Source organism: Micromonospora sp. NPDC085948, from assembly GCF_040686315.1.
In the GTDB taxonomy this organism is placed as follows: Bacteria; Actinomycetota; Actinomycetes; order Mycobacteriales; family Micromonosporaceae; genus Micromonospora.
The window spans coordinates 47,920-49,333 of sequence record NZ_JBFBJW010000024.1; the positions used below are offsets into that span (position 1 = coordinate 47,920).

Annotated in this window: 1 protein-coding gene; it reads left to right on the forward strand. The window is 73.7% G+C overall.

Going from position 1 to position 1,414, the window contains the following annotated elements; genetic code table 11:
* A partial coding sequence (locus tag AB0O48_RS34055; protein WP_365070045.1) for a hypothetical protein occupies positions 1-1,246 on the forward strand: 1,246 nt, incomplete at its 5' end.
* Between the last annotated feature and the right edge of the window lie 168 nt (positions 1,247-1,414).

Sequence of the window (1,414 nt, forward strand, 5' to 3'; positions counted from 1 at the left end):
GCGCGCCGCCGTCACGCGGTCCACTCGGCCGGGAACCGTCACGGTCGCCGCCACGGAAGCCGCCCTCACGACGGTCACCGCCGCGGAAGCCACCCTCACGGTCACCGCCGCGGAAGCCGCCCTCGCGGGGGGGACCGGAACGGGTGCGATCGCCACCCTGGTAGCCGCCCTCACGACGGTCACCGCCACGGAAGCCACCGTCGCGGTCACCACCACGGAAGCCGCCCTCACGACGGTCACCCCCGCGGAAGCCACCGTCGCGGTCACCGCTGCGGAAACCACCCTCACGCGGAGCGCTGGAACGGGAACCGTCCCGGTCGCCACCACGGAAACCACCTTCGCGACGGTCACCCCCGCGGAAGCCACCGTCGCGGTCACCGCCGCGGAAACCACCCTCACGCGGAGCGCTGGAACGGGAACCGTCCCGGTCGCCACCACGGAAACCGCCTTCGCGACGGTCACCGCCGCGGAAGCCGCCCTCACGCGGGGCGCTCGAGCGCGAACCGTCGCGGTCGCCGCCCCGGAAACCACCCTCACGAGAGGGGCCGGAACGGGTGCGATCGCCGCCACCCTGGTAGCCGCCCTCACGACGGTCACCCCCGCGGAAACCACCGTCGCGGTCACCGCCCCGGAAGCCACCCTCACGGGGGGCGCTGGAACGCGAACCGTCCCGGTCACCGCCGCGGAAACCGCCTTCGCGACGGTCGCCGCCCCGGAAACCACCGTCGCGGTCGCCGCCGCGGAAACCACCCTCACGGGGGGCGCTGGAACGCGAACCGTCCCGGTCACCGCCGCGGAAACCGCCTTCGCGACGGTCACCGCCCCGGAAACCACCCTCACGCGGGGCGCTGGAGCGCGAACCGTCGCGGTCGCCTCCCCGGAAGCCACCCTCACGCGGGGCGCCCGAGCGCGAACCGTCCCGGTCACCGCCGCGGAAACCGCCTTCGCGACGGTCGCCACCGCGGAAACCACCCTCACGCGGGGCACTGGAGCGCGAACCGTCGCGGTCGCCACCCCGGAAGCCACCCTCACGGGGGGCGCTGGAACGCGAACTGTCCCGGTCACCGCCACGGGAACCAGAGTCACGGCCGCCGGCGTAGCCGCCGCGGGCGCCGCCAGCGCTGTCGCGGTCTCCCCGGTACGGGGGCCGGCCTTGGTCATCGCGGCGCGGGCCGCGGTCGCGTCCGCCCGCACCGTCAGTACGGTCTTCGTAGCGACGGGGACGGTCTCCGCCCTGCGGTCCTGAACTCACAGGTACATCCTTCCTGATTGCGCCACCAATGGCGCTACGCAGTCGAGGGCCGACCCGGATGGGGCGGCCCTCGACTGGAAGATTGTCCGGCGGCGTCCTACTCTCCCACACCCTCACGAGTGCAGTACAAAAGGCGCAGGGGGGGTATTGATCACGGTTCGG